This window comes from Anaerotignum faecicola (assembly GCF_003865035.1).
In the GTDB taxonomy this organism is placed as follows: Bacteria; Bacillota; Clostridia; order Lachnospirales; family Anaerotignaceae; genus Anaerotignum_A; species Anaerotignum_A faecicola.
On sequence record NZ_BHVZ01000001.1, the window covers coordinates 963,376 to 986,525 of the forward strand.

Consider the following 23,150-nt stretch of genomic DNA (forward strand, 5'->3'; position numbering starts at 1 on the left):
CGACTTATAAGTCTTTTTTATTGACGATGGAAAGATAAAATCCACTGCAGCAGCCAAGCACCGCCGTGCGGCAGGTGAACTGCTCCCAGCCGTTTTCTGTCCATTCGGCTGCGCCCTGCTCCAGATAGGCATTGATTTTCTCGCTGCCCTCCTCTATGGACTGCTCCGAAAAAATATGGATACAATCCTTCAGGCTGCCGTCAAACACAAGCTGTTCAGGCAAAGCCTCACCGATGGCAAGCCGCCCCCTGAGCTGATTGGCAGAGAAAATCAGTGCCGGTTCTCCCCCGCCCGCAAGCCATGCCTGCTTGCCTGCGTCATTGCCTAAGCAAATCAGTCTGCATTTTTCAAACATTCCTCTCACCCCTTTGAAGCCTTTACCTTAATCCAAAGCTCGGCAATCTTCTTTTTCAGAATGGGATTATCCTGGAATACCTCATCCTTTTCGTAGCCGGAACGGGGGATATAGGCTTCGTATGCGCCGTACATGCCCTCCTCGCCGCTCAGCTCCAGCATAACCTCCTCATTGGGAGAGCTATAGCCGACATATTCGGAATTCCCCAGTGCCGCTTCATAGGTCAGTGTATAATTGATGAATTCCTGCGCCAGAAGGGGATTCTGTGCGTTTTTGGGAACCACCATGGCATCATACCAGAGGTTTGTGCCTTCCTTTGGCATCCAGTAGCTCATGTCCTCATTTTCGGACTGGACATAGGTTGCGTCGCCGCTGTATACAATCGCGATGTCCTTATTGCCATTCGCCATGCCATCGATAACCTCATCTGTGACGTAGGTCGGGTTCATGGTGTTATTCATATCCAGCAGCCACTCATACGCCGCTTGAATTTCATCAGCATCGCTTGTATTCATGGAATAGCCAAGCGCCTTGAGCGCCACCATGAAGGCATCACGCTCGGAATCGTACATATAGATATGCCCCTTATATTTCGGGTTGCGCAGGATATCGAAGCCCTGCTCCTCCACCTCGGCAGGGTCTACGTTGTTATGGTTATAGATAATGCCGACGCTGCCCCAGAAATACGGTACAGAATAGGTATTGTCGGGGTCATAGGGGAGATTCTTCACCTCGGGGGTCAGGTTATCCAGATTGGGAATCAGGTCTTTATCCAATTCCTGCAGGGCATCATCTGCAAGCATACGCTGAATCATATAATCAGAGGGAACGACAACGTCATAGGAATCCCCTGCCTGCAGCTTCGTATACATCATCTCGTTGGAATCGAAAAGTTCCACAATTACCTTTACCCCATATTCCTTTTCAAAGTTTGGAATCAGCTCCTCGCTCATGTATTCCCCGGGGATATACAGCTTTAAGGTATCAGAGCCATATTTCGCAATGGCATCCTGCGGAGAAGCACCGCCGCCCTTTCTGAGCATGGCAATGCTCACGCCTGTGATGGCAACCACAACCGCCATGCAAACCGCCATGCCGCGCTTGCCGAGGGCTGCACCGCTTTTGCCCTGCTTTTCGCGGATAACGGGAATGACATTCACAACCGTCAGCGCAACGGTAATCAGCACAATCACCAGAGTGGACAGCGCATTGATGGACGGGTTGACACGCTTAGACATGGTGTATACCAGAATAGAGATATTCTGGACACCGTTGCCCGTTACGAAATAAGAAATGATGAAATCATCAAAGCTCATGGTAAAGGCAACCAATGCGCCGGAGATAATACCCGGCAGAATCTGCGGCACAATAACCTTTGTCAGTGCCTGAAAGGGCGTTGCGCCCAAGTCCATGGCGGCATCCGCAAGGTTCGGGTCAAGGGAGCGCAGCTTCGGCATAACAGACAGTATCACATAGGGGATACAGAACATAATATGCGCCAGAAGCAGCGTCACAAAGCCCTTTTTCACGCCAAGGGCACTGAAAAACATCAGCAGCCCGATAGCGGTTACAATCTCAGGGTTGAGAATCGGCAGATTATTCACCTGATCTACCAGATTGCGCAGAATTTTTTTGGAACGGGACATCCCGATTGCCGCCAGAGTGCCTGCAATCGTAGAAATCACCGTTGCCAGCACCGCAATCACGATGGTATAGACAACAGCTTCCATCATATTGCTGTCCGCGAACATCTTTTCATACCAACGGAGAGAGAACCCCTCCAGATGTGTCAGCGAACGGGAGCCGTTGAAGGAAAATACAATGATATACAGAATCGGCAGATAGAAAAAAATCATGGTCAATGCCAGAAGGACTTTCCCGCCGATGCCTGTTTTTCGGTTATCCTGCATCCCTTACGCCCCCTTTCCGTTTGCCGCAGGGTCTGTATCGACCTTGCGCGTCAGCCACATGGAAAGCATAATGATCACTGCCATAATCAGAGAAATGGCAGAGCCGAAGTTCCAGTCGCCGCTGGTTAAGAACTGTGTTTCAATGACATTGCCGACCAGTACATACTGTCCGCCGCCCAGAAGCTTCGGAATAAAGAAGCTGGACACCGCAGGCAGGAACACCAGCGTAATCCCACTCAGCACACCGGGCAGGGAAAGGGGCAGTGTCACCTTCAGAAAGCTCTGCATGGGCGTTGCGCCAAGGTCGCTTGCCGCCTCCAGCAGACTTTTATCCATCTTCGCAAGGGAGGAATGAATCTGCAATATCATAAAGGGAATGAAGTTATAGACCATCCCCAGAACAACTGCAAAGGTGGTATAGAGCATGTGGAAGGAGCCAATGCCGAGCATCCCCAGAAAACGGTTCACCAGACCATCATCCTGCAAAATACCCACCCACGCATAGGTACGCACCAGCATGTTAATCCATGTCGGCAGAGTAATCAGCATAATCCAGAAGAAGCCGCTGCGTTCAGGTCCCTTTGCAATCGTATAGGCGATAGGGTAGCCTAAAAGCACGCAGACCACCGTTGTCACAACTGCAATCAGCAGGGAGCGCTTCAGTACATCCAGAAAAACCGTATCCGTCAGAAAACGGGAGAAGTTCTCCAGAGTGAAGCGGAAGGTGGTTACCTCATTGCCTGCGGTTGTGAAGGCATATAATAAAATCATCAGCATGGGGACTAAGACCATGATAAACAGCCAGACCACATACGGATAGAGCATATTACGAAATTGTTTCACTTATCACGCCCCCTTTCTTAATAATTGTTCTTCGACATGATATGGATATCTTCGGGTTGGAAGGTCAGCCCAACCTCATCGCCCACCTCGAACTTGTCCGTGGTGTCAATCTTATATTCATACCCCTTTGTGGCAAAGGTCACATCATAAATGCCGGGGGTAATGGTTTCGGGGTCAAAATCATATTTGACATCCGTAATTTCAACAGCTGTGTCATCCTCAAGGCTCCATGCGGAAGCATTCGCCCATGTTTTCAGGTCGGTATCCAGTGCAACCGCTTCCTGAATTTCATCCACCTTCTTAAAGAAGTTCATGGCATAGATTTCTTCCTCGTTTTCGGTGCTTGTCACGCGGTTTTCATCCTTTACAATCATATTGACCGTAACGGAGGTGCCTGCGGCTGTGGAGAAGGTAACGGGATATTTGCCGTTTTCCTTTTTGATATCATAATCCACCTCCTTGATGGAGATAAATTCATCCTCATCGGGATTCCATGCCTGCGCGTCCGCACGGGCAATGATGGTTGCTTCGTCCAGCTCCTCTACGTCCTCCATATCCAGATAGAAGTCGTTGGCGGACATTTTTTCGTTTGCCGCTTCGTTATAAACGGGGCTGTCGTTGGAAACTGCCATTTTTACGGTGATTTCCGTACCGACCTTTGTTTCCACCATGGTTTCATAATGCACGCCCTTAAACAAAACGGATTTCACAACGCCCTTCAGCTTGCCCTCGCCGCGGGGGACAATATCCAAATCCTCCGGACGGATGACAACATCAACCACCTCATTTTTACCAAAGCCGTTATCCACGCAGTCAAAGCGTCTGCCGCCGAACACAACCTTGTAATCATCCACCATCATACCTTCAATGATATTGGATTCGCCGATGAAGTTCGCAACAAATTCATTGACAGGCTCGTTATAAATATCAGTAGGGCTGCCAATCTGCTGAATTTCGCCCTCTCGCATGACAACGATTTTATCGGACATGGTCAGCGCTTCCTCCTGATCATGTGTCACATAAATAAAGGTGATGCCAACCTCCTGCTGAATTTTTTTCAGCTCCTGCTGCATTTCCTTTCTGAGCTTTAAGTCAAGCGCGCCAAGAGGCTCATCCAAAAGCAGTACGCTCGGCTCATTCACTAAGGCACGGGCAATGGCAATTCTCTGCTGCTGCCCGCCGGACATGGCAGTGACGCTTCTGTCCGCAAATTCCTCCAGATTTACCAGCTTGAGCATACGCTTTACCTTCTGCTCGATGATGTCCTTCGGCTCCTTTTTCAGCTTCAAGCCGAAGGCAATGTTATCATACACATTCATGTGGGGGAAAAGGGCATATTTCTGGAATACCGTGTTGATTTCTCTTTTATAGGGGGGCAGCTTGGAAATTTCCTGCCCGTCAAACAGCACCTCGCCCTGATCTGCCTGCAAAAAGCCGCCCAAAATACGCAAAAGCGTTGTTTTCCCGCAGCCGGAAGGGCCGAGGAGCGTCACAAATTCATTTTCGTAAATATCAAGGTCAATTCCCTTCAGAACGACCTTGCCGTCCTCATAGCTCTTGACGATATTTTTGAACTGAATCAGCTTTTTCTTCATTTCATATCCTCCTTGTACTCAATACTTAAAACAAAGGCGGCGTGGAAACCCAAAGCACCTTTGCGGTTGTTTTCTTCTCGTTTTTCAGATAATGGCGGCTTTTGCCCGAAAGATAGAAGGTTTCGCCCTTATGGACGATATGCTTTTCCTCCCCGACCATAAGGATAATCGCTCCCTCCAGGACATAGCCGAATTCCTCGCCGCTGTGGGGGTCCATCACGAAGGAATCTCCGCCCTGCGGCAGCTCTATCAGAATGGGCTCCATGGCGTTTTTCTGCGTATTCGGCACAATCCAGTTGATGGTGTAGATTTCGCGCTCATCCACAAAAAAATCCTTTTTATGAAAGACAAGCTGCTCCTGCTCCTCCTCCTTGAAAAACTCCGCTAAGGAGCTGCCCAACGCCTCTACAATATCGTTCAGGGTTGCGATGGAGGGCGAGGTCAGCTCTCGCTCTAGCTGAGAAAGAAAGCCCTTTGTCAGCTCGCTGCGGCTGGCAAGCTCCTCCAGCGTCAGCCCCTTCTGTATGCGTAATTGCTTAATTTTCCTGCCAATTTCCACAGCAGTCATCTTCCTTTCCTGTTTTAGTATTGCTAAACTTTCAGAATATTTTTACTAAACCCAGACTATTATATCGAAAATAGGAAAAAAATCAAGAGAAAATAAACAAAAAGTTTAATATTTTAAACTTTTATAGAAAACAGCGAGAACAGAAAGAGGGGTTCGGGGAATTCTTCCCCGAATTAACTCCGCAGGCGGAATTTAGTTCCGCCGAGGAAAACGATGGGTTTCCAGGCTCCGCCGCCGGAACCCATTCGTTTATTCCTCTGTCCCCCAAGTCAAAAACCTGTTTTTGACTTAGCCGCAGGCAAAAAAATACCCCTGAACGGTACTTCAGGGGGGAAGGTAAGTAAATTGTATATATGGAAGCTATTACTTTTAACGTCTACAAGTATAACTAAAATATATTTTAGTGTCAACCAAATAAATGCACAAATTTTCATCATTAAACAAACTATTTTTTATTGTCTGTCAACAACAAGACTGACAAATCTTTCATTTTTCATAAAAAAAAGTGAAAAACCGTTCATTTTTTGACAAAAAGCATCCGCTTCAATTCCTGATAGACTCTGCCAATCGGCAGACCCACCACATTATAGTAATCTCCTACGATGCGCTTCACATAAATCGCGAAATCGCCCTGTATGCCATACGCACCCGCCTTATCCATCGGGTCGCCGCTTGCAATATAGGCATCCGCCTCCGCATCGGAAATCGGATAGAGGCATACGTCTGTTTTTTCCTGAAAGGTGACGCTTTGGGGATGCGCACCCGTGCGGATAAGCGTGACACCCGTATAGACCTGATGGCAGTCATCGGCAATGCTTCTGAGCATCTGCTTTGCATCCGCCGCGTCCTTCGGCTTGCCCATGATTTTCTCGCCCTTAGCAACCACCGTATCCGCCCCGATGATAATGCAATCCCCGGTCTGCGCTGCTGCGATTTCCTCTGCCTTCTGTCGGGATAATTCCATAACAACCGCCGCAGGGCTTTTCTGCGTGATGCGTTCCTCGCCTTTGGCAGGCTGTACCGTAAAGGGCAGCCCGATTTTTTCCAGTAATTCCTTCCTGCGCGGTGAGGCCGAAGCCAATATCAGTTCCATAATATCCTCCTTTTTGCATTGTATCGTAAAGGAGAGAAACGGCTTAAGCCAAGGGATAACAAATCAATTCCTCTCCGTCCAGATTTTCCTTGTGCAGTTCCACTGCCGTAATGCTGTGATTGTCATAGGTCTTATAATAGTAAATCCCCTTCTCCAGATTGCAGCAGGAGCTGTATATGGTAATCTCATATTTTCCCTCGCCCAGATAGCAGCATCCTCTCTGCTGCTCCACTGCACCGAGAATATGGAAAAACTGGCTGACACTCTCTTTTTCGCCCTCTGCGGAACGAGAGTTTAATTTCACAAAGGCAGCCCGCACAAACCGAGAGGCAGAGCTAAGGTCGCCCGGCAGTCCAAACCCACCCATGCCACGGCTGAAGGGGGAAAGCAGCTCCTGTCCGCTGAAGCGATCCTGCGCCGGATCTGCGGTAACATTCAAATATTGCCTGATATTTTCTCTGTGAAAGGGAAAGGGCGGATTATTCGCCAAAACACCAATCGGGTTATCATAAAGATGCAGTCCGTCTGCCATTTGTTCTATCACAAGGCATTGCGCCGCATCCGCAAGCATCCAGTGCATCGGGCTGGGCTGTAAGGCCTCGCTGAACGGCTCATCTGTCACTGCAATCCGCTCCAAAAGCTCCCTTGCCTCTGCTACGGTTTCGCATTGCCCCAAAATCCAAGGCAGCAGCGCCCACGAGGGAATGTTGTCCTTCCCCTCCTGCCGCTTCTGATAGACTGCATTGCCCGCGAACAGCAGGCCTGCCATGGCAAGCCCCTTTTCGTTGACCACATCATAATATAACGGCGTTCCCTCAGCAACGTGCGCCATGCCAATCATGGCATACTTTGTCCGAAATTCCGCCCCTTCGGGAAGGCTAAACAAAAAGCGTCTGGGGGTAATCGTCACGCTCTCCCCATAGGAGCATTCAAAATCCAGATTTCTGCCGAAATAATGGTCTTTGGTGTGATAGCTCACTGCGGTACACATCCGCACTCCCTCCTTTTTTCTTTTATTTCTCTATTTTTCGTAAAAAATTCTATTTTATGCCTTCTTCTTAAATCTGATATGCAATTTCAAAGGACACCGCACCCGTTGCCGCAGGGGCAATGATGCCGGGGGAGAGATAGAAAACAATGCCGCTATCTGTCAGGTAGAACTGCACCTGATTCAGACTTCTTGCCAATCTGCTTTCCGCATCGCTGTAGAACGCATCCTCGTCCGCTTCAATCAGCGCTGTAAAGGATGCCTTCCAGAGTGCCTGCAAATCCGCCTGACTATCGGAAACCAGCTCGCTCAAGGCGCACTCCCTGCCACTGCTCATGGCATAGGTATGAGAGGTATACTGCGCCTGCTCTGTGCCGCCTGCGTAGGAGGAAACCGTTCCCAAGAAGGATGCATAGCCGTTTGTGCTGCGTGTCACGTTATACGCACCCACGCAGTAATAGGGCTGGAAGCCGTTGGGATCATTGGCGTATGCCTGCAACGCCTGCGCCTTATAGGTCTGCAAAAAGGCTTTGCCTTCGTTGAAGGTAGCCTGTGCCATGGCAGTATTGACTGCCGCCTGCCCCGCAACCTCGTCACATTTCAGCTCCACATGCAACACCTCTGTGCCGTCCGCCGCAAGGACAGAGGACGTATAGCCGCCAACCTGCGGTGCTTGCTGCTCACTGCCCGTAGGCTTTTTGGAGGTGCCGTCCGAATGGATATCAATGACATATTTCACGCCATCCCACGCAACGGATGCGCCAAGGCTTTCCGCAACGGCGCGCAGAGGCACCAGTGTGCGGTCATTGATAATCTGCGCAGGGACAGACATGGTATAAACCAATTCGCCGTTTTTATACAGACCTGCTTCGCCAATCTGCAGCATAATGATATCCTCATTGTGCATTGCCATAACCGTCTGGTCTGCTTCATCCCAGATTACCTGTGCATCCAGTGCCTCAAAGATTTTCCGCATGGGTACCAGTGTGCGGTCATCCTGAATGATGGGCGGCTGGTCGAAGCTTAACTGTTCTCCATCTACATAAACCGTAATCAACGGATGGGCAAAGGCAGGCACGGTAAGCATCAGTGCTGCCAGAAGCCCCAAAAATACTTTTTTCATCTCAATCACCAAATCTTATGTTCGTTATTACAATATTCCTTTTATATTACGTTATAATTGCTTTTTATTTCTGCGCTTCTTCTGCATATTTCGCCGCCAGATTTGCGCAGTGCATAATCATAGTCATGCAGTTTTTCTTTCTTTCCTTGCATGCGAAATCACCGAAGGGATTAGAAAGCTCAGAGCAGATCAGTGTGCCGTATTCATCCTTGATTTCATTTACCATTTTGCCGACAATGGGATAAATGCCCTGCTGCAATTCGGTAATTCTCTCGCCTACCGTTTCCTTTGCCGCAGGATTTTCTCTGCCCACAATGGCACTCAGCGCCATAACCGCGCCCGTAATCGCGCCGCAGGTGTTTTTTGTATGCCCCATGCCGCCGCCGAAGCCGGTTGCAAGCTTTACAACCTCCTTGGGCAGCCCTGTGTCAAAATGATTCAGAAATGCCGTCATCACACATTCCGAACAGTTCAGACCCTGCTTGAAACATTCCTTTGCATCCTGCTCCACAATCTCCGCTCTTGTCAATTCTCTATTTTCCTCCATTTGCAAAACCTCCTTAAAATTCCTAAAAAACCCCATAACTCATTTTTTTCATCATACCACAAGCACCGAAAAAAAGAAAGAAATCGTGCAATTTGTCATAAATCTGTTGTAAATCTGTTAAGCATTTGTAACGGATATAACAGATTTGTTTCGTTGCTTTTCGGCATAGAGAAAGGGCACTCCAAACGGAGTGCCCTAACATGTGCAAAGCCAATGCTTAACTCAATTTATGTAGCTTGAATTATTTGCCGCCTTTTGCTTTGTATGCTTCGATACCTTTGCCCAGCAGTTCAATACCTCTAGCCATATCTTCAGCTTTCAGGATGTAAGCGATACGCAGTTCGTCTCTGCCCAGACCGGGTGTTGCGTAGAAGCCTTCAGCGGGAGCGTACATAACTGTTTCATTGTTTTCTCTGAATTCGTTCAGCAGGAACAGCAGCAGATCTTCTGTATTTTCAACAGGCAGTTTGCATGTGATGTAGAAAGCGCCGCCGGGTTTCTGGCAAACAACGCCGGGAATCTTCATCAGTGCATCATAAGCAACGTCTCTTCTGTGTTCATATTCTGCTCTTACGCTATTGAAGAAGTCAGCAGGCAGTTTGTACATTGCTGTTGCGCCAACCATGTCCAGAGTAGGAACACACAGACGGCCCATAGCAATCTTGAATACCTGTGCCATGAATTCTTTGTTTTTGCAAACCATGCAGCCGATACGAGCGCCGCAAGCGGAGAATCTCTTGGAAACGGAGTCGATGATGATAACTCTGTCTTCGATGTCAGCCAGCTGACCGAAGGATGTCATTTCTCTGCCGTCGTAAGCGAATTCTCTGTAAACTTCGTCAGCCAGGATCCACAGATCATGTTCTTTAGCGAAGTCAGCGATCACTCTCATGTCTTCTCTGGACAGGATGCAGCCTGTAGGGTTACCGGGGTTAACGATGGAAATCATTTTTGTCTTATCTGTAACAACTGCTTCCAGTCTTTCCTTGATTGCATATTTGTAGCCTTCTTCAGCGTATGTTGTAACGGGTTTTACAACACCGTCAGCAGCCTGAATGAATGTCAGGTAGTTTGTGTAGTAGGGTTCAGCTACGATAACTTCATCACCGGGGTTGATGATGGACAGGAATGTCAGTGTCAGCGCTTCGGAACCACCTGCTGTGATCAGAACATCGTTTCTTTCCAGATTCATGTCGAATCTCTTGAAGTAATCAACGATAGCGTCCTGCAGTTCGGGCAGACCCCAAGAACCAGCGTAAGCCAGTACCTTCTGGTCAAAGCCTTTAACTGCTTCCCAGAATACGGAAGGTGTTTCGATATCGGGCTGACCGATGTTCAGGTGGTAAATCTTAACGCCTGCTGCTTCAGCTGCGTCAGCCATAGGGTTAAATTTTCTAATAGGGGAGTTCTGCATTGCCTGCACTCTGTCGGAAATTCTCATGTTTTTCACTTCTCCTTTTGATATAGATATTTTGTATTTGAAGAACTGCGTACTCTTCTCGGAGGATCTTCGGCTCATTCTGCAGATACGCGCAACCCACATCCTGAAAAAAAGTTCAGCGTGTATCCAATCGCACAATGAATTCCTGAAAATCCCTACCCGAATACAGTATCAGTATACCACTTTTCCGGAGAAAGGCAAGGGGTACTGTGAAATTTTCTACAAACTCAGGTATTTTTGTATAGTTTTTCGTACATTTTTTTGAACGATGCGAAAAAATGTCCAACCGCATTCTGTGAAAAAGAGGAAAACAGACTGAAAAATAGTTCATTTTCTCTTTTTTGGGTAAAGTAAAATACGCTTTTATTGGCAAAAATGAAAACTGAACAATATCAGATGAAAAATTTTCCTGCTCTTTGTTTCCTTCGCACAGGAAAAACAAAAAATCGTACTGTTATATTTTTATTCAATTAAACAAAAAATCCCTTTCATCTGAAAGGGATAAAAATATTGACAAAGTTATTTTGATGCCGCGGAAGGGTTCGGGAAACAAACTGTTCATTACTTTGCTACGCAAAGCAGGCTTTGCCTGCCGCCCCTTCTTGGGCGGTAAGTAGTTTCCCGAATAAAATCCGCAGGCGGCATGGCAGTTTGCTGACAAACCAGCCCAAAGGGCTGCTGCTACGCAGTGCCAGTAGTTCCGCTGAGGAAAACGGGAAGTTTCAAGGCTTTTAGCCGATGGAACTTATCCGTTTATTCTTCTGTTTCAACAAGTCGAAATCCTGATTTCGACTTAGGGGGCGACTGTGTCGACCCCAGTAGGCTTGTCTGCCAAGACCGGTGCCTTTCCCCTGTTGCCGACCGCTAAGCCTAAAATCTCCGCAATATCTCTGGTCTTCAGGTATGTTACGCCGTCCTTGCGGATGAGGCTGACGGTATACGCCTTATCATTATAAAAAATCGTTTCCTTTGTAACCATTTCGTCCTCCTTTCTTTCATAGGCAATGTCCTTCAAGCGGAACCAATGCGTAAAGCCGCTGCCCGCAACAGCGCCGATTCGCACGCCATAGGCACTGCCGTCCGCCGCGATGTATTTTCCGCCGCCGATGTAAATGCCGATATGCCCCTTGCGCCAGACCGCCGCCCCAATGGGTGCCTGCCCGATGGTCGCGATGGGGAATACCGCATCTGCTGTGTCATGATAGCCCTGCGAATTGCGGAGGATGCCTGTCCCCCACGAAATCAGACCACTGCAATCTACACAAACCTGCCCGATTTTCGCCGCGTCGCTCTCCCAGACCAGAGGACCAAAGAGGATTCTCAGTCGGTCATACGTCTTTTGTGTCAGCACCTCGCCCTTCATGCCATAAACATAAGGCGTGCCAAGCTTTCCTCTCGCAAATGCAACCAATTCATGCCCCGTCATTCCGCATCCCCCTTTTCCTGTGTCACTTCCTGTGTCATGCTTTTCCTGTGCTGTGTGCCGAAATAAAATGCAATCACAATCGAAAAAATATTCAGAAACTGCCCACCGTCAATGCGGCTTGTGACTGCCAGAACAGAAAATACCAGCGTCAGCACCAATGTTACAATACTTTTCACCGTCAGCAGATTTCCGACGGCTTCTCTCCAGAATTCCTTCATTTCATTTCCCCCTTTCATTCGTGCGCCGATTGATTCAGATGCTTTTCCAGTCTCTGATAGGCATCACTGACATTGCCGTTTGCGCCAAGCTGCTTGAGCCCGTCCAGTGTTGCCAAAAGCCCGTAGCATATAACGCACTGCTCCTTTTTGATGTTCTCGATTTCCGCCTGCTGTGCCTTCTGCTGCTCCATCCAGTGAAAGCTGCGGTAAAGCAGGGCTCCAAGCGTGCCTAATGCTCCCAGAACGGTCGCAAAGCGGATAATCGTGTCCCCTGTAACATACATTTTGCTCTCCTCCTTTCTGTCATGGAGAATAGCAGCTGCCAAGTCTCAGGGAGTCTCAAGGTATAAAAAAAGACGTTTCGGGGAATCGAAACGCCAAAAAGCTTCCTATTAAAATATGATTTGCATTGCGCCACAAAAAAGGGTTCTTTTTTCACAAAAGAAAAAAGGCTACCATTTTTGATAGCCTTTTCCATTACGGAGATGGAGGGATTTGAACTGCCCACCTCGAAATATAGTCGCGCATTTTCCCTCGCTTTGCTCTGTCGTTGCGCTCCTTATTTCTCGCAGTTTCGGGCTCCCTCCTCCTGCCACCGGCAGCGGTCGCCCTCTACTCCCGCGCCACCGTGGCGCAAAGGTGTGCCCCAATAAGAAAACATGAAGAAAATGAAATAGCGGAAAGGCTACGGATACAAGGAAGTTTCCCGCAGGCATCCTTTGACTTAGGCTGTCAAGGAAAACTGACGTAGTAGACGTACCTTTCAGCATTTCAGAATTCATGGTTTCTTATCTGGGCGCACCTTATGGGTTCCATTTTGCAAAATAAAAAAGACTATCCTTCGATAGTCTCTTTTCTACGGAGATGGAGGGATTTGAACTGCCCACCTCGAAATATAGTCGCGCATTTTCCCTCGCTTTGCTCTGTCGTTGCGCTCCTTATTTCTCGCAGTTTCGGGCTCCCTCCTCCTGCCACCGGCAGCGGTCGCCCTCTACTCCCGCGCCACCGTGGCGCTTCGGGTTCCATTTTGCAAAATAAAAAAGACTATCCTTCGATAGTCTCTTTTCTACGGAGATGGAGGGATTTGAACCCTCGCGCCACGTTAATGACCTATACCCTTAGCAGGGGCACCTCTTCAGCCTCTTGAGTACATCTCCACAAAACGCCTACTGCAATAGTTAGTATATCAAAAACACCCCCTGTTGTCAAATACTTTTTCGCAAACGGGACAAAAAAATGGCGTTCACCATTTCTGATGAACGCCGAATTGCCTTATCGAGCGGTTTTGATTGTCACTGTTTTGGTTGCCTCATCCCAAGCAACCTCTGCGCCAAGCTCATCTGCCACGAAGCGCACGGGTACGAAAGTACGTCCGTCGATGATAACAGGTGCAACGCCGTATTTTTCAAGCATCTTGCCGATGGTCATCTTGATTTCCTTATCGTTGATGGAGAGCGTAACCTCTTTGGTCGCGCCGTTCCAATCCACCTTGCCGCCCAGAGCCTCGGTGATAATTCTGATAGGCACCAGAGTTCTGTCATTGCGGATGACGGGTGCAGCATCGTAAATCACCGCTTCGTTATCCACGTTAACGATACGGCTGCCGATTTGCAGCTTAATGGTCTTGCCTGCTTCAGCCGCGTTGCTGTCATCTGCCGCATCCTTCTGCACGAATGTCGCATCCACGGAAACCTTGCCGACGGGCATGGTAAATGTGTATTCGTTATTGTTCACCTTTTTCAGCTTTACGGCGCTGTTGTTTTTGTCCTTTACCGTCATCTTGTCCAGCTGATAGCCGCTGTCGGGGGTTGCCTTGATGGTCACTGTTTCGCCGGCTTCTGCCTTCGCGGGGGTAACGGAGATTTCGCCGTTTTCCGTCTTACCTGTGCTTACGCCGTAGGTCGGGGCGGAGGTGTCAGAGGAAGAAGAACCGGATTTTCTGCGTGTTACGGAAACAACACAGCTTGCAGGTTCATAATTGCCGCCCATGTCTGTTGTAAATGTATACTCCATAGTTGCATTCGGCAAAGAAGCCTTTAAGCCCTCTACCTTAATGCTGTCAACGTCGCATACAACCTTTGCTGTATCTCCGTTGCAAACGCCGTCAACCGTAAATGTAACACTGCCTGCGCCTTTCAATGTGCTATTATCTACAGTTAATTCTACCTTCTTGGGTGCAACTGTAAAAGGAATCGTTTTTGCAGCTTCTTCGCTGTCAGCCCACTTATAATTATCTGCATCCTTCAAGGTTAAAACAACATCATACACACCGGCATTCTTTCCGCCTTCATTCTTTGTAACATCATAATCAGCTGTTGCGGTTACATCTGCTTTCAATACTGTGCCGTTATAGATCTTGCTTTCCACCGTAGGCACTGCCACTTCTTTCTTTGTAATGGAAATTGCTGTCGCACTGCTTACGGCTGTTTTGCCTTCTGCATCCGTAATCTTAACGGTATAGCTTCCGCTGTCCGCAACATTTTTCGCGGTATATGTAGCTTTTGTTGCGCCTTCAATAGCTACGCCGTTCTTCTGCCACTGATATGTAACACCGGAAACAGACGTTGCCGCTGTGAGAGTAACATTCCCGCCGTCATACTGCTTTGTCGCATTGCCTGTTACGGAAACTGTAGGTGCATTCAGCTTCCACTGCGCATAAACGGTAATATCCGCGGTCGTGGGAATAATATCACTAACCGCATAGGCAGTGCCTTTGCCATCTTTCGCTGTGTTCCATCCGGTAAATGTATAACCGGCACGTCTAAAGCTGCTTGCTTTTGCAAGATGCTCATTTCCTTTAATTTCAGCATACGTTTTTGCCGTTACACCGCTGATATTCGCATCATAAGTAACTTCAATCGTATTTGTAGAATCCTTCAAAGTCCATTTTGCATAATAATTTTCGCTGTCCTTAGGCTTACCTGTATATGCCGCATCGGAAAAGTCTGCGTTTTTGTGCCATTCCACAGTATAGCCCGGACGAGAAACAGCCTCAAAACCTGTCTTTGTCATATCAACTGTTCCGCCGTTTGTCACATAGCAGGTTTTAGTCACAGAACCGGCTTTATTTTTAGCTAATAAGGCATTTAAGATGTCGTTGTTATTTACATAAATATCCTTATGATTATTTGCCCATTCAGGTGCCACTTCGCCTTCTTTAGTATTATACCAGTTATTGATGCACCAATCCCCGATGGTAAAATCAGAAGAATAGACATCACTCATATCATAAATTTTCACAGGTGTTCTCTGGAAAGCACCGACACCAAGCGTTTTTACTCCGCCGGGAAGATACATTTTCAGCACCCTTGTATCATAAAACGCACCGTCTTCAATTGTTTCAAGTTTAGAATTCTTTGAAATATTTACCTCTGCAAGAGAAGTACATCTATTGAATGCCTGTTTCCCAATAACTGTTACGCTGTCCGGAATTGCAATGCTTGTAATGCTTGTCTGTTGAAAAGCACGATTCCCGATTGTTTCAAGTTTAGAATTCTTTGAAATATTTACCTCCGTAAGAGAAGTGCATCCGTTAAATGCCTGTTCCCCGATAGCTGTTACGCTGTCCGGAATCGTAATACTTGTAATATTTGTATGTTCAAAAGCATGGTTCCCGATTTTTGTAATACCGTTTCCGATTTCAAGAGTTTCCAAATTGGTACATTCACTTAAGAAATTATTGGGAATATTCTTTACACCGTCACCAAGCTTTACCTCTTTAAGAGTAGCCTTTTTCTCTTTCAAATTGAAATTGATTGTCCCTGCTCCCAGTTCAAAGGTTTCCAAGGGTGCGGCACCGGGATAGTCTTTTCCCCAAGTCCCTACAGTATCAGAAGAAAGAACCAAGCCCTCATCCCCTTCGATTTTAAGGGATTTCAGAGAAGGACAGTTGATAAATACACCCCTCCCCATGGATTTCACTTTACCAAGCTCTACGGATTCCAGCTTTTCGCATCCGCCGAAGGCATTCGAGCCCCAATACTCTCTACTTCTCCCTCAAAGATAATTTTCTTTAACTCTTTCAGCTGATAAGCGAAAAGGTCGGGCAGTTCCTTTACATCATTCCGAATAATCAGAGTTTTTACGCCGCTTCCAGTTAATACAACACTGGACGTTTTGCCGCCGTTTGGATTCTCGCCGCTATAAAAGTCCACATTCCCCGGATAGGTAAATGTATCAATATTTGCCAGATTACTCATACCATAGGGGCCTACTTCTTTTATATCCTTCAAACCATCGTCAAAATTGATTGTGTCAAATCCCGTTCCGCGGAATGCTGCTGTACAGATGGTATCAATCCATTCCGGCAGAGCAAGCTCACCGGTGTAGGTTTTTCCATCTACTATACAGGTATTCAGACTTTTATCTTTGTCAAAAAATCCGTAAGGAACGGCACTGCCTGTCAGCATTTCATGACCCGGTATCCAATAATCCGAAACATTTTTAGGCTTGAAATTTGTAAAATCAACCGTCGTAATCAAAGGGCAGTACGAATAAACACCGCTGCCGTAATGGGTTACGTTTTCATTAAATGTAATTGTCCCATTCAGCGCCAAATAAGAAAATGCATCTGTACCGATTCCTGTAATGCCATCTTCTACAATAACCTTTGTGATTGGAACAACCTCCTGTGTTGTTCTGTCAGCCTCGACATCGCTGAGTAAGGCTCTTCTCCAAGGAGCAATATCCCCCTCAAAGCTATCAATCGTAATATTTTTCCCGTAGTAATCTGCAATGTTGCCTTCGCCCGAAATGGTTAGGGTATAGCCACCTACTTCTTCGTATCCGTCCTCGGCTGTTGTTGCGTAGGAATATCCGTTTTCTTCCGCCTTGCGGTATAATGTATCGTTATTCTTTACCAGTTCCCACGAAACCTCATCTTCTTCCGTTGCACCGCAGTCCCCTTTTGCAAAAACTTCCCCTTCTGCAACGGCAGTTTCTTGGTCATCATCAGAAGCTGCGGAAATTCCATCTTCTATCTTTTCTTCCTTTACGGACTGCTCAGTCTTTTCCTGCTCTTCCTTCGCAGATTTTTCCCCTTTCTGCTCGTCCTGCTCCACCGTTTTCTCCTGTGCCTGAGGGTCGTCCGTCCCCTCCGCCGCGAATGCCGGCACAGAAACCATACTTGCCGCTACGGTCAGCGCAAGTGCCTTCGCATAATAATTTTTCTTCATATTTTTTCCTCCCTTTATCTGTACTTTCTTTATACCCAATGCGAATAAATTCCTTTTTTCTTCACAAACAGAAAAAGCACCGCCCCTATCCGGCAATGCTCGTTTTTTTGCAGCTGGCTGCCAGTTGAAAGGCCCTGTAGCTTTGCGTCATAGGCTTTCGCCTACTTTGCCGAATTATGCTTGTTTTCTGCGGAATTTATTATTTTATGCAATTTGAATTATGGCAAAAAGGGATTTCTATTACAACCTTAATTTATAAAAAATATCCTAATTTGTAATATTTTTTCGTAAGAGGGTGGTTTTGTTTCGTTTAAAGGCACTACAATAAAAAAGAAGGCAACCCATTTGGGTTGCCTTTTCATGAGAGATATCTTATTTTACTGCAGCAGCTGCTTCAAATCCGCCTCCGGAGTCGTGATTGGTGCAATCCCGAAATTCTCCACAAGGTACTGCAGCACATTGGGCGAAACAAATGCCGGCAAAGTCGGGCCAAGGCGAATGTTCTTGATGCCCAAATACAGCAGGGTCAGCAGGATACACACCGCCTTCTGCTCATACCAGGAAAGCACCATGGACAGCGGCAAATCATTCACGCCGCAGCCGAACGCATCGGCAAGCGCAACGGCAATCTGAATCGCACTGTAAGCATCATTGCACTGCCCGATATCCATCAGACGGGGCAGACCGCCAATGGTGCCAAGGTCAAGGTCATTGAAGCGGTATTTGCCACAGGCAAGCGTCAGCACAACCGTATCCGCAGGGGTCTGCTTTACAAACTCCGTATAATAATTGCGCCCGGGACGTGCCCCATCGCAGCCTGCAACAAGGAAGAAATGTCTGATTGCGCCGGCTTTCACTGCCTCGATGACCTTATCCGCCACCCCAAGCACCGTGCCGCGGGCAAAGCCTGTCATCACTGTATTGCCGCCATTGATGCCTGTAAGCATCCTATCCTCGGCATAACCGCCCAGCTCCAGTGCCTTTTCGATCACAGGGGTGAAGTCCTTATCCGCGCCGATATGCGTCATTTCGGGATAGGATACCACCTCTGTGGTGAATACGCGGTCGGCATAGCTTGCCTTCGGCGGCATCAGGCAGTTGGTGGTAAACAGCACCGGCGCAGGCAGCTCTGCAAATTCCTTCTGCTGATTCTGCCATGCTGTGCCGAAGTTGCCCTTGAGATGCGCATATTTTTTCAATTCGGGATAACCATGTGCAGGCAGCATTTCGCCATGGGTATAAATATTGATACCCCTGCCCTCGGTCTGCTCCAGCAGTAGCTTGAGATCATGCAGATCGTGACCGGAAATCACAATAAACGGCCCCTTTTCCACAGTCAGCGGAACGGTAACAGGTGCCGGCGTGCCGTAGCTTTCGGTATTTGCCTGATCCAGAAGCGCCATGCACTTGAGGTTTTTCTCACCGACCTCCATCACGATGGGCAGCAGCTCCTCCATGCCCCAATCCTCGCCGACAGCAAAAAGCGCCTTTGCGAAGAAATCGTTCACCGCATCATCGGTATAGCCCAGCACCAGGGCATGATGCGCATAGGCCGCCATGCCGCGCACCCCGAACAGAATCAGGGATTTCAGGCTGCGGATATCCTCCTGCGCATTCCAGAGATTCGTCATATCGTAATCGGCAGCGCGACCGCACGGAGCAGCACAGTCCGAACAGTCGGGCACAAGCCTTGCCTTTTCCGCATGTACGCGGTCAATCAGCTCGCGCAGTGTCTTTTCGTTGAAGCTTACATTTGTAACGGTGGTAAATAATCCCTCAATCATCAGCCGCCATGTGCCGTCATTCACATCGGGGGCATTGTCCGTTGCGCGCGCAAGCCCAATCAGCGCCCCTGTCAGCTCATCCTGCAGCTGTGCCACATCAGCAGTTTTGCCGCAAACGCCTGCATTTCCCATACAGCCGGTACATCCTGCCGTCTGCTCACACTGAAAACAAAACATTTTGTTGCCCATTTGAAACCCTCGCTTTCTTCTTTGTCCTCTTTTTAATCCAGAATTCTGCCATCTGTGGAGATGGTCACAACCTGCCATGGAATAAATTTCCCACTCTGCTGTAATGCCGTTTTTGCCGCAAATTCCAGACCGCCGCAGCAAGGAACCTCCATGCGGACAATGGTGACGCTTTTGATATCATTCTCACGAATGATTTCGGTCAGCTTCTCGGAATAATCCACACTGTCCAGCTTCGGACAGCCCACAAGGGTGATATGTCCCTTGATGAATTTTTCGTGGAAGGCGGCATAGGCATACGCGGTGCAGTCTGCGGCAATCAGCAGCTTTGCGCCGTCAAAATACGGTGCGCGTGCAGGAACCAGCTTAATCTGCACAGGCCACTGGGACAGGCGGCTGACCGCCTCTGTATTGCAAGCCGCGGCGGATTCTTCGTGTGCGATTGTTCTGGACTGACTTCCCGGACATCCGCAGGGAAGTGTCATCCCTTCTGTCTGCATTTTTTCCTGTAGCCTTCTGCGCTTATTTTCCTCCACTGCCTTTTCATCATACGCTGCCGCTTCGCGCTCCACAAAGGTAATCGCGGCAGTGGGGCAGGTAGGCAGGCAATCGCCCAGACCATCGCAGTAGTCATCGCGCATCAGCTGCGCCTTCCCGTTTACCATAGCGATTGCGCCTTCGTGACAAGCGGCGGCACAGGCACCGCAGCCATTGCATTTATTCTGATCAATTTCAATGATTCTTCTTTTCACAATAAAAACCTCCTTGCTTTTTTGTTTTCATTATAGTATGCTAAATTCAACAAGTCTGTTGAATTTTCAACGAAAAGAGGGTTTTTATGAAAGAATTTTTTCCCATCATCCGTTCCTCTCAGCTTTTTTCGGGCGTTTCCGAGGAGGAACTGACCGCAATGCTCTCCTGTCTGGAAACAAGAAGGGAAAGCTTCCCCAAGGATGCCCTGCTGCTGCGCATTGGGGATACGGCAGATGCCATCGGTCTGGTGCTGTCCGGCAGTATTCTAATCATACAGGAGGACATCTGGGGCAACCGCAACATCATTTCCAAGGCAGGGGTGGGGCAGACCTTTGCCGCCGCCTATGCCTGCGCGCCCGGCTCTGTGCTGAATGTAAGCGTTGTAGCAGAAACGGCTGTTACGGTGCTGTATTTGAACATAAAGCGTGTGCTGCATGTGTGCTCCTCCGCCTGCACGCATCATAACCATATCATCCGAAATCTGCTTGGCGAGCTGGCAGAGAAAAACCTGCGCTTCAGCGAAAAGCTGACCCACATGGGGCAGCGCACAACGCGCGCAAAGCTGATGTCCTATTTTTCCGCAGAGGCACAGCGGCTCGGAAAATATGAATTCGATATTCCATTTTCCAGACAGCAGCTTGCGGATTACCTCGCGGTGGAGCGCAGCGGACTTTCGCTGGAGCTTGGGAAAATGCGGGATGAGGGTCTGCTGGATTTTCATAAAAACCATTTCGTTTTGAAGGTATAACGCCAATAAAAAAGCAGAAACTCCTTTTTCGCAGGAGCTTCTGCTTTTTGTTTGCTTATTTCATTCCGTTTTCAACGAAGCGGTGGAGCATCGCCGCAATCTCGGCACGCGTAGCAGTGCCATTCGGATAAAGGAGATTGCTGTCGCCCTTTACAAGGCCGATATTCACCGCCCACGCCATCGCGCCCATCGCATAATCGGAAATGCTCTCGTAATCGTCGAACTCCCGAATTGCCATGCCGCCCTGTGTGGTATCATAGCCCTTATACTGCGCGTAGCGATAGAAAATCGCCGCAAGCTGTTCACGGGTAATCGGATCATTCGGGGCAAAGCTGCTGTTGTCGTAGCCGCCCATAATGCCGTTTTGCTGTGCCCATGTCACCGCATCATAAAACCATGCCGTACCGGAGCCACGCACAACATCGGCAAAGCTGTTTTCTCCCTCGACAGCAGGGCTGCCCTCCATGCGGTAGAAAATTACCGCAATCTGCGCACGGGTGGTGTTCGCATAGGGTGCAAAGGCTGCCGCATCCATGCCGGACATCAGACCCTTTTCGTAGCTAAACAAAACATCCCGATAAAACCAATCGCCTGCATTGACATCCGCAAAGGGATTCTTCACTGCGTCCGGCTCTCTCTTTTTCCAGTCTGCATAAACCGTTTTGCTGCCGCTCAGCTTGATTTCCGTAATCCTCTGCGTCAAATCCTTGTCGGCATACCAGCCGCCGAAGTCATAGCCGTCGCGCATCGGGGTATAGGCGGAAAGGTCAAGCGTTTTGCCGCGAGCGGCGCGGATTGCCTGCATGCTGCCGCCGCCGTTGGTTTCAAAGGTCAGCGTGTAGTAGGTCGTGCCGCCGCCACCGCCACCGCTGCCGCTACTGCTTGAACTGCCGCCACTCGAACTCCCGCCGCTTGGACTGTCGCCGCTGTCTTTTTTCGGAATACTCTCACCTGTCGCAATCTTGGTCTTGCACCCCTTACAGTAGGTGTCACCCGTATAGCCGTCCGCACTGGTGGTGGCCTCAACTCTGCCGCGCACCTCAGTGCCGCCCGTATGATTGCTTGCGTTTAATTCGCCGTAGGCTGCATTGCAGATTTCGCAGACAGCCTTCTCCGTACAGGTAGCCGTACCGCCGGAACAGTTGCCCGTTTCGGTGTGACTGCTGTTGTTCAAGCAGATGTGGGTATGCGTCCCATTGCCGTTGGAAGTCCATTTGCCCCATTCGTGGATACATACTATCGGAGGTTCGGGGTCCGGTATCACTATGATCAGTGTCCAGTTGGCGTAAAGCACCACATCCTCCGTAACAGGGAAAACGTCACCCGGGCAGCCCGCTTTCTTTCCGTCAGAACTCTCCAGTGCCCAATATTCAAAAGCAGCCGTATCATATGTAAAGCCACAATCCGGAAGGGTATAATCTCCGGATGTCCCAACCGGTTGCATGTAGCCAGATGCGTTACCGCCGTCAAAAGAAACGGTGTAATTTTCGCCCTGTACATTCCACGCACCCCATGCCCCATTTGGATTGCTTTTAAAATTGTCCTTATACCCGTCAGGAACATATATCACTCGATTCTCGGGCCAGGAATCCCCATACTCATAAAATACGAATAATCCAAAGTTGATTTCATACGAATTCTTCCAATGGGTATGAACCTCCGTAAGTCTTGTGCATCCAATAAATGCGAACGATCCCACAGAATTGACGCTGTCAGGAATATCAATTTGCGTAAGGGCAGTACAGCCCTGAAAAGCAGAATCCCCTATCTTCTTGACTGTTTTGGAAATATGTACCTCGGCAAGTTCCGAGCATCCACGAAATGCGCTTTTACCAATATTGGTCACGCCTTCCTCTATAATTACCTTTTTAATCTTTTGCTTTTCGTTCTCCCACGGGCAAACCGGATAGCCAGCACCTCCAAAATCAGGCATTTCACCCTCACCTGATATGGTAAGCGTCCAGTCCGTAAGCACCCCGTCCTCGTATTGGCTGATCATCCATTCAACATCTGTTCCGGGAATAGGTATAGGGACACCCAAAAACGGCCCATATAGCACAGCAGCAACTTTCCTATAACGTGATGTATCAAGTTTCCTCTGTTCCTCGGCGGTAAGCTGCTGCATTGCATCTACAACGGCTTGAAACTGCGTCCTCACTTCCTCAATATTATCGTCATTGATATCTTTCGCATCCGGCAAAGCGTTAATCATAGCCTGTACGCTTTCCACAGTAACGACTTCCTTTGTATTTGACAGGGTAATCATTTCCTCCTCCTGCTCCGTTTCTGCCGCCGATACCGGCACAGAAGCCGTAGAAAACAGGAAGCAGGTGCAAAGCAGTGCCGTGTAAATCCGTTTTCTTTGTTTTTTCATTCGTTTTTCCTCCCTCCATTGCTG

At 48.5% G+C, this 23,150-nt stretch carries 18 protein-coding genes, 1 tRNA gene, 1 pseudogene and 1 riboswitch; of the genes and pseudogenes, 1 reads left to right on the forward strand and 19 read right to left on the reverse strand.

Annotation, left to right across the window (positions count from 1 at the left end; translation table 11 throughout):
- Positions 1–4: 4 nt before the first annotated feature.
- The 18 genes and pseudogenes from EJE48_RS04705 to EJE48_RS04790 all read right to left on the reverse strand — a co-directional run bounded on the left by EJE48_RS04705 (position 5) and on the right by EJE48_RS04790 (position 20,003).
- Positions 5–355, reverse strand: coding sequence for a hypothetical protein (locus tag EJE48_RS04705; RefSeq protein WP_124984332.1), 351 nt, complete (start codon positions 353–355; stop codon positions 5–7).
- 5 nt (positions 356–360) lie between these two features.
- Positions 361–2,265 (reverse strand): extracellular solute-binding protein, encoded by a 1,905-nt coding sequence (locus tag EJE48_RS04710; protein ID WP_124984333.1) that lies wholly within the window; start codon positions 2,263–2,265, stop codon positions 361–363.
- 3 nt (positions 2,266–2,268) lie between these two features.
- On the reverse strand, positions 2,269–3,108 hold the full coding sequence (locus EJE48_RS04715) for an ABC transporter permease (RefSeq protein ID WP_118581303.1): 840 nt from the start codon (positions 3,106–3,108) through the stop codon (positions 2,269–2,271).
- 581 nt (positions 3,109–3,689) lie between these two features.
- A pseudogene (locus EJE48_RS12850) lies at positions 3,690–4,703 on the reverse strand (ABC transporter ATP-binding protein); the annotation flags it as partial.
- 25 nt (positions 4,704–4,728) lie between these two features.
- Positions 4,729–5,262 (reverse strand): helix-turn-helix domain-containing protein, encoded by a 534-nt coding sequence (locus tag EJE48_RS04725; RefSeq protein WP_118581514.1) that lies wholly within the window; start codon positions 5,260–5,262, stop codon positions 4,729–4,731.
- 526 nt (positions 5,263–5,788) lie between these two features.
- A complete protein-coding gene (locus EJE48_RS04730) occupies positions 5,789–6,367 on the reverse strand; it encodes a Maf family protein (RefSeq protein WP_118581306.1) in 579 nt (192 codons plus the stop codon).
- Between the two features lie 40 nt (positions 6,368–6,407).
- Positions 6,408–7,355, reverse strand: a complete 948-nt coding sequence (gene bsh, locus EJE48_RS04735) for a choloylglycine hydrolase (RefSeq protein WP_016407315.1) — start codon at positions 7,353–7,355, stop codon at positions 6,408–6,410.
- 67 nt (positions 7,356–7,422) lie between these two features.
- Complete coding sequence (locus EJE48_RS04740; RefSeq protein ID WP_016407314.1) at positions 7,423–8,475, reverse strand: stalk domain-containing protein; 1,053 nt, start codon at positions 8,473–8,475, stop codon at positions 7,423–7,425.
- A gap of 64 nt (positions 8,476–8,539) precedes the next feature.
- A complete protein-coding gene (locus tag EJE48_RS04745; RefSeq protein ID WP_016407313.1) occupies positions 8,540–9,022 on the reverse strand; it encodes a C-GCAxxG-C-C family protein in 483 nt (160 codons plus the stop codon).
- A gap of 241 nt (positions 9,023–9,263) precedes the next feature.
- Complete coding sequence (locus EJE48_RS04750; RefSeq protein ID WP_118581309.1) at positions 9,264–10,463, reverse strand: pyridoxal phosphate-dependent aminotransferase; 1,200 nt, start codon at positions 10,461–10,463, stop codon at positions 9,264–9,266.
- Positions 10,464–11,256: 793 nt separating this feature from the next.
- The gene (locus tag EJE48_RS04755; RefSeq protein ID WP_124984334.1) at positions 11,257–11,889 is read right to left on the reverse strand and encodes an NlpC/P60 family protein; all 633 of its coding nucleotides are present in this window, start codon (positions 11,887–11,889) and stop codon (positions 11,257–11,259) included.
- On the reverse strand, positions 11,886–12,107 hold the full coding sequence (locus tag EJE48_RS04760) for a hypothetical protein (protein WP_124984335.1): 222 nt from the start codon (positions 12,105–12,107) through the stop codon (positions 11,886–11,888). Before EJE48_RS04760 ends, EJE48_RS04755 begins: the two co-directional genes overlap by 4 nt.
- A gap of 14 nt (positions 12,108–12,121) precedes the next feature.
- On the reverse strand, positions 12,122–12,391 hold the full coding sequence (locus tag EJE48_RS04765) for a branched-chain amino acid ABC transporter permease (protein WP_124984336.1): 270 nt from the start codon (positions 12,389–12,391) through the stop codon (positions 12,122–12,124).
- Positions 12,392–13,176: 785 nt separating this feature from the next.
- Positions 13,177–13,264 (reverse strand) — tRNA-Ser (locus EJE48_RS04770).
- Positions 13,265–13,379: 115 nt separating this feature from the next.
- Entirely contained in the window at positions 13,380–16,019 is a 2,640-nt protein-coding gene (locus EJE48_RS04775; RefSeq protein WP_148095970.1) for a leucine-rich repeat protein, read from the reverse strand.
- Positions 16,020–16,039: 20 nt separating this feature from the next.
- Entirely contained in the window at positions 16,040–17,281 is a 1,242-nt protein-coding gene (locus EJE48_RS04780) for a leucine-rich repeat protein (RefSeq protein WP_118581324.1), read from the reverse strand.
- Positions 17,282–17,386: 105 nt separating this feature from the next.
- Positions 17,387–17,462, reverse strand: a riboswitch (cyclic di-GMP riboswitch).
- A 196-nt stretch (positions 17,463–17,658) separates the two neighbouring features.
- Positions 17,659–19,254, reverse strand: a complete 1,596-nt coding sequence (gene hcp / locus EJE48_RS04785) for a hydroxylamine reductase (protein WP_174707767.1) — start codon at positions 19,252–19,254, stop codon at positions 17,659–17,661.
- A gap of 32 nt (positions 19,255–19,286) precedes the next feature.
- Positions 19,287–20,003: an ATP-binding protein gene (locus EJE48_RS04790; protein WP_118581327.1), complete on the reverse strand. Its 717-nt coding sequence runs from the start codon at positions 20,001–20,003 to the stop codon at positions 19,287–19,289.
- 86 nt (positions 20,004–20,089) lie between these two features.
- On the opposite strand from EJE48_RS04790, the gene EJE48_RS04795 reads away from it, so the two are divergent.
- Complete coding sequence (locus EJE48_RS04795) at positions 20,090–20,752, forward strand: Crp/Fnr family transcriptional regulator (protein WP_118581330.1); 663 nt, start codon at positions 20,090–20,092, stop codon at positions 20,750–20,752.
- Between the two features lie 55 nt (positions 20,753–20,807).
- Here the strand turns inward: EJE48_RS04795 and EJE48_RS04800 are convergent, their stop codons facing one another.
- Positions 20,808–23,126: an S-layer homology domain-containing protein gene (locus EJE48_RS04800; RefSeq protein ID WP_118581332.1), complete on the reverse strand. Its 2,319-nt coding sequence runs from the start codon at positions 23,124–23,126 to the stop codon at positions 20,808–20,810.
- Positions 23,127–23,150 lie beyond the last annotated feature (24 nt).

Bases quoted from the DNA above. Each gene is read 5' to 3' on its own strand.
- EJE48_RS04705 (WP_124984332.1), bottom strand. From the start codon at position 355: ATGTTTGAAAAATGCAGACTGATTTGCTTAGGCAATGACGCAGGCAAG.
- EJE48_RS04710 (WP_124984333.1), bottom strand. From the start codon at position 2,265: ATGCAGGATAACCGAAAAACAGGCATCGGCGGGAAAGTCCTTCTGGCA.
- bsh (WP_016407315.1), bottom strand. From the start codon at position 7,355: ATGTGTACCGCAGTGAGCTATCACACCAAAGACCATTATTTCGGCAGA.
- EJE48_RS04740 (WP_016407314.1), bottom strand. From the start codon at position 8,475: ATGAAAAAAGTATTTTTGGGGCTTCTGGCAGCACTGATGCTTACCGTG.
- EJE48_RS04745 (WP_016407313.1), bottom strand. From the start codon at position 9,022: ATGGAGGAAAATAGAGAATTGACAAGAGCGGAGATTGTGGAGCAGGAT.
- EJE48_RS04750 (WP_118581309.1), bottom strand. From the start codon at position 10,463: ATGAGAATTTCCGACAGAGTGCAGGCAATGCAGAACTCCCCTATTAGA.
- EJE48_RS04755 (WP_124984334.1), bottom strand. From the start codon at position 11,889: ATGACGGGGCATGAATTGGTTGCATTTGCGAGAGGAAAGCTTGGCACG.
- EJE48_RS04760 (WP_124984335.1), bottom strand. From the start codon at position 12,107: ATGAAGGAATTCTGGAGAGAAGCCGTCGGAAATCTGCTGACGGTGAAA.
- EJE48_RS04765 (WP_124984336.1), bottom strand. From the start codon at position 12,391: ATGTATGTTACAGGGGACACGATTATCCGCTTTGCGACCGTTCTGGGA.
- EJE48_RS04775 (WP_148095970.1), bottom strand. From the start codon at position 16,019: ATGGGGAGGGGTGTATTTATCAACTGTCCTTCTCTGAAATCCCTTAAA.
- EJE48_RS04780 (WP_118581324.1), bottom strand. From the start codon at position 17,281: ATGAAGAAAAATTATTATGCGAAGGCACTTGCGCTGACCGTAGCGGCA.
- hcp (WP_174707767.1), bottom strand. From the start codon at position 19,254: ATGGGCAACAAAATGTTTTGTTTTCAGTGTGAGCAGACGGCAGGATGT.
- EJE48_RS04795 (WP_118581330.1), top strand. From the start codon at position 20,090: ATGAAAGAATTTTTTCCCATCATCCGTTCCTCTCAGCTTTTTTCGGGC.
- EJE48_RS04800 (WP_118581332.1), bottom strand. From the start codon at position 23,126: ATGAAAAAACAAAGAAAACGGATTTACACGGCACTGCTTTGCACCTGC.